This window comes from Phormidesmis sp. 146-12 (genome assembly GCF_052939495.1).
Genome location: NZ_JBJPHS010000179.1, coordinates 1 through 8644, shown reverse-complemented (window position 1 = coordinate 8644; position 8644 = coordinate 1). Strand labels below are relative to the sequence as shown.

Annotated in this window: 14 protein-coding genes; 8 read left to right on the top strand and 6 right to left on the bottom strand. The window is 47.1% G+C overall.

Features of this window, described 5'->3' with window-relative positions; all coding sequences use genetic code 11:
- The first annotated feature begins 124 nt into the window (after nucleotides 1-124).
- Nucleotides 125-478, top strand: coding sequence for an FMN-dependent NADH-azoreductase (locus tag ACKFKF_RS33320; RefSeq protein WP_446871670.1), 354 nt, complete (start codon nucleotides 125-127; stop codon nucleotides 476-478).
- The gene (locus ACKFKF_RS33315; protein ID WP_446871669.1) at nucleotides 435-770 is read left to right on the top strand and encodes an FMN-dependent NADH-azoreductase; all 336 of its coding nucleotides are present in this window, start codon (nucleotides 435-437) and stop codon (nucleotides 768-770) included. Before ACKFKF_RS33320 ends, ACKFKF_RS33315 begins: the two co-directional genes overlap by 44 nt.
- Before the next feature lie 139 nt (nucleotides 771-909).
- On the opposite strand, the gene ACKFKF_RS33310 is transcribed toward ACKFKF_RS33315, so the two are convergent.
- The 4 genes from ACKFKF_RS33310 to ACKFKF_RS33295 all read right to left on the bottom strand — a co-directional run bounded on the left by ACKFKF_RS33310 (nucleotide 910) and on the right by ACKFKF_RS33295 (nucleotide 2984).
- Nucleotides 910-1074: a hypothetical protein gene (locus ACKFKF_RS33310; protein WP_446871668.1), complete on the bottom strand. Its 165-nt coding sequence runs from the start codon at nucleotides 1072-1074 to the stop codon at nucleotides 910-912.
- Between the two features lie 128 nt (nucleotides 1075-1202).
- A complete protein-coding gene (locus ACKFKF_RS33305; RefSeq protein ID WP_446868562.1) occupies nucleotides 1203-1721 on the bottom strand; it encodes a DUF1579 domain-containing protein in 519 nt (172 codons plus the stop codon).
- Nucleotides 1722-1758: 37 nt separating this feature from the next.
- Nucleotides 1759-2169, bottom strand: coding sequence for a VOC family protein (locus ACKFKF_RS33300; RefSeq protein ID WP_446868561.1), 411 nt, complete (start codon nucleotides 2167-2169; stop codon nucleotides 1759-1761).
- A gap of 230 nt (nucleotides 2170-2399) precedes the next feature.
- Nucleotides 2400-2984 (bottom strand): TetR/AcrR family transcriptional regulator, encoded by a 585-nt coding sequence (locus ACKFKF_RS33295; RefSeq protein ID WP_446871667.1) that lies wholly within the window; start codon nucleotides 2982-2984, stop codon nucleotides 2400-2402.
- A gap of 91 nt (nucleotides 2985-3075) precedes the next feature.
- Between ACKFKF_RS33295 and ACKFKF_RS33290 the strand changes: the two genes are divergently transcribed.
- From ACKFKF_RS33290 to ACKFKF_RS33275, 4 genes are all read left to right on the top strand, one after another.
- Entirely contained in the window at nucleotides 3076-3456 is a 381-nt protein-coding gene (locus ACKFKF_RS33290; RefSeq protein WP_446868554.1) for a DUF6463 family protein, read from the top strand.
- Nucleotides 3457-3460: 4 nt separating this feature from the next.
- A complete protein-coding gene (add, locus tag ACKFKF_RS33285) occupies nucleotides 3461-4504 on the top strand; it encodes an adenosine deaminase (protein WP_446871666.1) in 1044 nt (347 codons plus the stop codon).
- Between the two features lie 181 nt (nucleotides 4505-4685).
- Nucleotides 4686-5387, top strand: a complete 702-nt coding sequence (locus ACKFKF_RS33280) for a hypothetical protein (protein ID WP_446871665.1) — start codon at nucleotides 4686-4688, stop codon at nucleotides 5385-5387.
- Between the two features lie 163 nt (nucleotides 5388-5550).
- Entirely contained in the window at nucleotides 5551-5955 is a 405-nt protein-coding gene (locus tag ACKFKF_RS33275) for a GNAT family N-acetyltransferase (protein ID WP_446871664.1), read from the top strand.
- A gap of 332 nt (nucleotides 5956-6287) precedes the next feature.
- Here ACKFKF_RS33275 and ACKFKF_RS33270 read toward each other — a convergent pair whose 3' ends face one another.
- Nucleotides 6288-6758: a DUF4037 domain-containing protein gene (locus ACKFKF_RS33270; protein WP_446871663.1), complete on the bottom strand. Its 471-nt coding sequence runs from the start codon at nucleotides 6756-6758 to the stop codon at nucleotides 6288-6290.
- Nucleotides 6697-7194: a hypothetical protein gene (locus tag ACKFKF_RS33265; RefSeq protein WP_446871662.1), complete on the bottom strand. Its 498-nt coding sequence runs from the start codon at nucleotides 7192-7194 to the stop codon at nucleotides 6697-6699. The genes ACKFKF_RS33270 and ACKFKF_RS33265 overlap by 62 nt, the downstream gene beginning before the upstream one ends.
- Before the next feature lie 70 nt (nucleotides 7195-7264).
- On the opposite strand from ACKFKF_RS33265, the gene ACKFKF_RS33260 reads away from it, so the two are divergent.
- The gene (locus ACKFKF_RS33260; RefSeq protein WP_446871661.1) at nucleotides 7265-7666 is read left to right on the top strand and encodes a VOC family protein; all 402 of its coding nucleotides are present in this window, start codon (nucleotides 7265-7267) and stop codon (nucleotides 7664-7666) included.
- 85 nt (nucleotides 7667-7751) lie between these two features.
- Nucleotides 7752-8582, top strand: coding sequence for an RNA-guided endonuclease InsQ/TnpB family protein (locus ACKFKF_RS33255; protein ID WP_446871660.1), 831 nt, complete (start codon nucleotides 7752-7754; stop codon nucleotides 8580-8582).
- The last annotated feature ends 62 nt before the right edge of the window (nucleotides 8583-8644 follow it).

Below are 8644 nucleotides of genomic sequence, written 5' to 3'. Positions count from 1 at the left end.
AGTTGTGGCTCTTGGACTTCCAACGATGCGGATTGAGATCCGCGTTACTGCAATTGTTCCGTGAGTTTCGTATTAGCAGTAGCTTACTGTCTAGATGGCAATTGAAATTTCTGGTTAAGGCAATATGGCAAGCATTCTGCATATTGATTCAAGTCCACGGGGCGATCGCTCCAAATCTCGCAAGCTGGCAAAGAAGTTTATCGATGCGTGGCAAGACTTACATCCTGATGACGTGATCACCTATCGTGATTTAAGACAAACACCAGTTCCTCACGTCACCGAAGACTGGATTGCGGCTGCTTTTACTGCGCCAGAAGCACTGACTTCAGAAATGGCTGAACTGCTGAAGTTTTCTGATGAGTTAGTGGATGAGTTTTTGGTAGCCGTTGCCTTCGGCTCACGCGAAGCGTGTTCGATGTGTTTTCAGTGTGCCAATGTACAACTTCAGCATTCCGTCCAATTTCAAAGCCTACATTGATCAAGTGGTTCGTGTGGGTCGCACATTCATGGAGGAGAATGGTCAAGTCAAAGGACTAGCAGACGGTAAAAAAGTTTTGTTCATCACATCGCGAGGCGTTGAGTTTGGAGCAGAGTCTCCTTACGAAGGATGGGATAGTCAGGAACCTGCGCTCCGGTATGCTTTTCAATACATGGGTGTGACCGACATTCAGTTCATTCATGCCAATGGTCTAGATATGGGAGACGAGGCACGAAAACGGGGGCTAGACGAAGCACAATCTAAAATTCAAGGGCTAGTTAATGGCTGGTAGCACTCGTCAGCGAATCAGTCGATATTGATGTTATCGGAACGCAACAGTTCAAGTGCCTCACTGGAATGACTTCCAAGCAGGTTCGCTAACCCCATAAGAATCTGAAAGAAGTTGAGCGTTGACAATCATTACACTCAAGTTAGATCAGACAAGAATCCAATGCAGCTTGACCCGATTCGATCACAACAACTCGATCGCGTAGGTACAATCGAGTTAAAACCGGATGCTCTTGAGCCGATGCAGGAGACGACATTCCCAGACTGAGCAGCGGAAAAAAGAGGAAAGCTAGAAGACATCGACGCATCTTTGATTCTTCAATTCTTCGCTTTAAAGCTTAGCACTAACAATATTTTTCTTCATCAGCCCAAGCATCTTTTGATGAATTGGGAAGCCAGCACCATACCACCTAAGCGGTTGGTGTCTGGGAATTCCCTATGATTGCTTGCGTCGATAGTCTGCTGTCATAAACGGATACCACTGTCCATCTTCACCCAGTGCATGAGAGGTCAAAGTCCGATGATCCTCGCTCTTGAACTCAATCACATCTTGGTACTTCGCCATCTTGTTCTCACCTGTCATCACAGGTCCTTCTGAGTTGAGAATGAGCTTGTTGCCTGAAGCATCTAATTCTCCCTCATACCGCCAGAGATAGGTCATCATTGATCCAATCCAAGAACCAACAAATTTTTGCTGCTGTGGATCGTAACCGAGCGTCATGATTGTTGTTGCTAGCCCACAGCCGGGCATCTCACCTTGCCCTTCAGCCAGGAACCAGAGATCCCTGATCGATCTCACCGTTTCCGTCCCGGTTGATTTCATCGCAGGCTGATTAGTTCCCATGCTGGCTTCGGTTTCATAAGTCCACTCACCCACGAGTTTCTGAAGCCATTGATGCTCTTTTTGCGGTTCCACAGGCATACGAGCTTCCGGTTGTACTTGTGTTGCTTCCATCGTTTGAACTCCTTGCATTTGATGCTTATGTTTAGATTTACTCAATGGGATAGCAGTTCACCATCCACGGTGTCCCAAATTGGTCAGTCAACATGCCGAACTTCTCAGCCCAGAATGTTTTCTGAATCGGCATTTGGATTGTTCCGTTCTCCGCTAATGCCTTAAATATACGCTCAGCTTCTTCTGGATCATTGATGCCTAGCATGACTGAGAAGCCTGTAGGAACAGCATACATATCTGGTGGGCTATCGGCTCCCATCAACGTCATGTCGCTGACTTTCAGTTGAGTATGCATGATTTTGTCCTGCCATGCTGCTGGAGTCTGATCTGACATGGGCGATTCTCCATAGGTCATCATCGCCTCAATGCTGCCTCCTAAACATTGTGCATAGAACTGAAAGGCAGTTGCACAGTGTCCATCGAAGCTCAGGTAAGGATTCAGTTGCATCATTCCCTCCGAAAGTAAATGACGTGCTTTCCCAAAGTTTAACCACTCAATTCGATGAGTAGTTTGTTTGTATTAATTTGTTAGAGTGGCTGAAGTGGAGGCTCACTGAAATGCATCACTGTCCAGTTTTTTCAAGGATTCGCTGTGAGCTTTCTTGACTATAGCGTTGCTAGGTACTCATCTAAGCAATCCAAGCTAGTGTTCCATCCTTCCAGTACGCCCATTGGTGCTCATGATTGATCTTGGCGCGTCAGAATAAGATGCTGGAGGTGCATCTCAGCTAATCGTTCAGCCCGACTCGTCTGAATACCAAGGACGAGTTCACCCACCAGAGCGTAGTAAACCATTCGGGCGCGTACTGTTGCTTCAAACGGTGTGAAGCCAATGTCTAAAAACAAATTCTTTGTGTAGTCGAGACGACGCTGATCAACCTGGTCAAGAATTGTAGTAACTCTAGAATCATTCGCTGCCCAAGCTCGAATTGCATTTTCGATTTGACCATTATCTTGAATGGCAAGTTCAAACAAGTAAAGTAGTTTGGCTGAAGCGTCACCCCCTGCTGCCTCAACTTGCTGAATAATGCTCTCCGTTTCACGATTCACCCATGCTTGCAGGATGGCTTCTAAAAGCTCTTCTCGATTTTTGAAATGCCAGTAGAAGCTACCCTTCGTTACATTCAGCAATTTAGCAAGTGGCTCAACTCGCACAGCTTCCACTCCGTTCTCTGCTAAAACTTTCAGCCCTAAGTCGATCCAGTCTTGCTGCCTAAGCTTGGAAATCTCATTCTTTTTAACCATACGGCGGCGTATTGACATTTGCGAGATAAGTCACTAATCTATAACCATACGGTAGCGTATCCAAGAACAATTTGATACGGCAAAATCATTTAGACCCAAGGAGGTAAAGATGCTTCGAGTAAGTGGGTACTGGTTAATTGCGATCGGTGTTCTCCATCCGCTCATCCACGGGTGGCTTTTTGCTCAACCTTTGATGGAGATTGTGCAGGAGGGTTGGTTCAATACGATCGCTCCAAATCCATTAGATCCTTTTTATGACCGAGAAGCTGCATTTTGGTGCATGATGGTCACGCCATTTGTCCTAATCATCGGATGGCTCTGTTGTTGGGCACAAACAAGAGAGATGACCTTACCCAGTTTTCCGGGTTGGATGCTCTTGCTAACGGCTGCTGTTGGAATTACGCTTGAACCGATTTCGGGATTTTGGCTGTTTATCCCGCCTGCGTTGCTGATGCTGATTGATCGACAACGGTACAAATTAAGAGGCTGAGTTTATGCCACACACTAACACAGTGACCTCAATTGCTCCTGAACTCGCGGCTTGGCTTCGCGCTATGCCCAAAGTTGAAATCCATGTTCACGTCGAAGCCGCAACAGACGCAGAGACGTTTTATCACATGGCGCAGCAGAATCACGTTGAGTTACCGATGAGTTCATTAGACGAATGGAAGTCATTTTTTGAGTTTCGCGATTTTTCGCATTTTATCGAGGTTTACGCAGCAGCGGTTCGGTGCTTGCAAACACCAGAAGACTATGCGCTGATGATTGAACGGCTCTACAAACGACAAGCTGAGGAAAACATTCGCTACACGGAAGCTTTCTTGAGTGCCTCGTTTCTGATTCAAAAGTTTCAGGATGACGAAATTTTAGACGCGATTGCGGCAGGACGATCTGCGGGGGAAGCCAACTATCACTGCCAGATTAATTTCATTCCCGATATTGCACGTGAGATTCCTGATTCTCAAGAGCGCGTTTTGGAGTTTGTGGTGAAAGGGAAAGAGCGTGGGTTATTTGTAGGCTTAGGGATCGGAGGACTTGAAGTTGGGTATCCACCAGAATTGTTCACAGAAACGTTTGCTCAAGCCCGTCGGCAAGGACTCCGCTTGGTGGCTCATGCAGGGGAGGCAGTGGGAGCAGAAAGCATCTGGGGCGCAGTGAATACTTTGAGACCTGAGCGAATTGGACATGGCATTCGGTGTTTAGACGATCCCAACTTAGTGGAAGTCCTCCGCCAACATCAAATTCCTTTAGAAGTGTCTCCCCAAAGCAACTATTGTTTAGGGGTTGTCGAGCGAAGTCAGCCTCACCCCATCCGCAAGATGGTTGATGCTGGGCTGTACTGCACCGTCAACTCAGACGATCCAGCCATGTTTTCCACGAGTTTGACGAACGAGTATTTAACGCTTGCAGCACAGGGCTTTAGCTGGGAAGAACTTTGGCAACTCAATGTGAATACTTTGGAAGCAACGTTTCTGGATGAAGTCGAAAAAGACAAATATCGTGCTGAGTGGAAGCAAGTCACGCGATCAGCCAGCTAGCAGGTTTCAGGCGATCGACTAGAACTGCTCTAAAAGTAAATAGAATTAGAGCCAGACACTTTTTGAGCAACACGTAAACAACCAGGCTACAGTTTAGCAATTTATGCTTTTCTATTGACTGTTAGTTCAGTCATAAATATACTGAGAAGCAAGAACGCTGCAAACCATTGGAGGAAGAATTATGGTTTGGCAAGAAGTCACTTCAGGCAGCAATGTTTGGGTTTACGAATACGTGGCAAATGGATACAAGGCGAATGCTGTTGCACTTCCGCTCGACGACGGTGAACTCGCGATCGTGAGTCCCCCGATCGGACTTTCAGAAGCAGATTTTGCAGCGATCGATCAACAAGGAAAAGTAGCTGCTTTGATTGCACCTCATTCTGGACATGATCTAGGTCAAAACGAGTGGCAAGCTCGCTACCCTGATGCGATTCCCTATGCACCTGCGATCTCAATTGAGCAACTGAGACACATTGGACGGCTCTCTTTCACACCCGTTTCCAAGCTATTTGCTTCAACGGTTGAATTTCGAGAAGTTCCAGGTACGAAGAAAGGAGGGACAATTGCGATCGTTCATCAAGCAGAACGTCCGATTGTCTATGTTGATGAGTTGGTAATCAATTGGTCAGCATTGCCGAAGTCCTGGACAAGAGTGCTGTTTTGGTGGGCAAAAAGTGCGCCTGGCTTGAACATCAATCGAGTTTATGCGAGGCTCCTCTGTCCTGATGTTCAAGCCGTAGCTCGGACAGTGTTAGAGGCATTAGCAAATAATCCTGTGATCATTCCTGCTCACGGAGTGCCCTTGGTTGATCCAGACGATGCGGCGCGAGTTCGGGCATTGGTAGAGCCATTTGCGAAATCTATTGCTCAAACTCATCCTTGAGAGTGAGCAGCATTTGTAGTATGTCGTATTACAGTTGAATCGGATCTGAAAATCATCTGTTGACGCAGTTTGTCGAAATTGATCCCAAGATTTTGATAGTGTCGTAAGAATTTGATAGATAGATGGAGAGAGTGCATTTTCTTAAAATGAGGATTCAATCAAAGTGATTTCTTTTAGACCGTTGGTTGCTTCCGATCTGCCAATGCTACATGAGTGGCTACATCGATCGCATGTCTCAGAATGGTGGGACAATCCTAAAACTTACGCCGATGTGGAGTGTGAGTATCTACCTTCTATAACCGGCGAATCGACCACACAAGCTTACATTGCTTTACTTGAAAATGAACCTATTGGATTTATCCAGTCTTACATCGTGATGGGAGCGGGGGATGGGTGGTGGGAACAGGAAACCGATCCGGGTGCGAGAGGCATTGACCAGTTTCTATGTAACTCGGAGCAACTTGGTCGCGGTTTGGGTCGTGCAATGATTCAGACCTTCGTAGAGCAACTTTTCCAAGATCCGGCAGTGACCAAAGTGCAGGAAAACGATCGTGGCTCCACTACCTAATTCTTGCGGTACTATCAAAATCTTGCGGTTCCTCGATTAGCGCAGAGCGCTAATCGAGGTTGGACAGCGGAGAGGAGAGCTTCAGAAGCTCGTGTGTCAGCTTTGAAAGCTTAGATTTCAGTTTCGGGCGTTCATGAGGTGATCTTCAGAAGCTCAGGGGGTAAGCTTTGGAAGCTCAAGTCTCAGCTTCGGAAGCTCGTGCGTCAGCTTTGGAGGGTCAAGGGTGAGCTTCAGGAGATGGACGAAGAGGCGGATTGGCTGGGATGAGATCGTAATCTCCGAAGTTGACCGGTTCTGATTCTCAACGAAATCCCGCAGCAGGAATCTTTTGGTTACGATTTCCATTCGATGGGTAACGTCCATTTGGGATTAGTTCGATTGAATCTCTCGCGTTGCTGCTTGAGATCAACCTGTGGCAATGTCCTTTCTACTAGCTCGAACGTTTCCTCGACGAGTTGGCGCAGTTCAAGGAGTCCGATCGTCGCATCCGATTGAAAAATATACGCTAGCCGATCGAAGAATCTAGACGGTTTGATGTTCATTTCATTCACCCAGTAGCGCGTCCACTTGAAGCCAGGATGATAGATGCGATTCAGCCCAAACAACAGGTTGAGCAGCCACCGCACAATCATGCACCTATTTTCGTACAGCATCGGAGTCTCAAGGCGTTCGGTCAAGATGTTTTGACCATCGAATGGGCGGAATTTCAGATGCTTCTGAACCATTGCAACCGCAAGTGCTTCAGGATAGGGAGAAAGCCGATTTTGCCAATGTTTGATCAGGTCTTCGCCATGAAGAATCACAGCATGTTGAAGATGAGATGCGTTGCCTTCGGCTCACGCGAAGAGTGTCCGCTTGCTTCTCAAACACCAGTCCGTATTGCGACACATCGTAACGCTCAACCACATCAGTTACAGTGCTATCTATTGTACTTCGCACCCAATGACCCGCTTCGACTTTCATGTCGTATAAATAGAACTGCTCCAACCATCCTTGTTTTGCTTCTCCATACGGCTCAATTTCCCAACTTCTAACCCCAACCCTTTGCGCTGTGGCTTGTAATTCTTCGACGGACGGCAAGTGTGACCAGATGAAGGCTAATTCAAGATCAGAGTACTGGTCTGAAATCCCTAATGCTGCCGAGCCAAACACAAAACACGCTTCAATGTTGGGATTCGCTGTAAAAGCAGAAGCGATTTTGTGAGCTAATGAAATTCGCCATGCGCTGTGTTCAGTCATGTTGAGGATGAGAAGTTTGATTGACTACAATGTAGTGTAAGTTTCAAACGAACGCATGGAGAATTTAGAGATGGACAATAACCCTAGCATTCTCTCGCATGTTTCAATCGGTACTAATCATTTTGAACGAGCGATTGCATTCTACGATCGCGTTTTACTCACGCTTGGCTGCAGGCGGTTGATGGAACATCCCGGTGCCATTGCTTACGGCAAACAATATCCTGAATTCTGGGTCGGAACTCCGTTTGATGAACAACCTGCGACCGTTGGCAATGGCACACATATTGGCTTTATTGCTCCGACGAAAGAAGCTGTCCACGCCTTCTATGAAGCCGCACTCGCCGCAGGAGGCACAGACGACGGCGCGCCAGGTTCTCGCTCAGAATATAGTGCAGCTTACTATGGCTGTTTTGTGCGCGACCCCGATGGACACAAAGTAGAAGCCTCCTTTTGGGACGAACAGCTTGCTTGATGCGTTTCGTGTCAATCGAGGCTTGCCGGAATCGCTCTCACCTCAGTTGCATCCCTCAGCCTGCGATTTTAGGAAGGGGAAGACAATGCGTAGAATCAAAGCTGCTTTAGGCAAACGGTTTAAATCGAGGTTCATCACTGTTTCTAGCCTTGCGCTGCTATTGCTTTGCAGTTTAGCGATCTGCACACAATTCGCGCAAAGCACAACTCCGCATGGGCTACTCAACCCTTCTGAGCCGATTCAGATTGCACAGGCTCCCAATCTCAGCAAAGCTTTCCAAGAGTTGGGCATCGACGGCGCGATCGTCATCTACGATAAAAATCACGATCGCTTCTATGAACACAACCCCTCACGCAACCGCACCGCTTTCTTTCCTGGCAGCACCTTCAAAATCTTAAATGCCTTAATCTCACTTGAAACAGGGACAATTCGAGATGATGTCACTGTGCTAACTTGGGACGGCATTGCGCGATCGATTCCGGCATACGTTCAGTTCTGCGTAGATGTAAATCGAACAGAGTCGCCAGAGCCATCAGGAAACACCGTTGGGTTAGATGTGGGCTTGAAAGAGTACTACACCGATTCAGACGGTGTGATGATTGAGAATCCTAAGTTTCTCCGTAAGAGTGAACAGGTTCTTAAGCGCTCTCAGCGTCGTGTTTCTCGCAAGGTGAAAGGGTCGAACAACAGACGAAAAGCAAGACAGATTCTAGGGTTACGCCATCTCACAATAAGTAGGCAACGTAAAGACCATGCCGTTAAACTGGCGCGGTGCGTAGTCACGTCTAACGACGTTGTAGCCTACGAAGACTTGAGAATCAAGACTCGCCTTGTTGCTTTATTTGCGATCGCAGCCACCGTTTCAGGTCTTGTTGCCGAAGCCGCAGACTTCAGTAAGGGATCTGCAATTAAATAAAGTACCAGTTGTGCACGAATAATAGTAACATCCCATTTAGGTCAGGTTTCGGAGCATAGCCA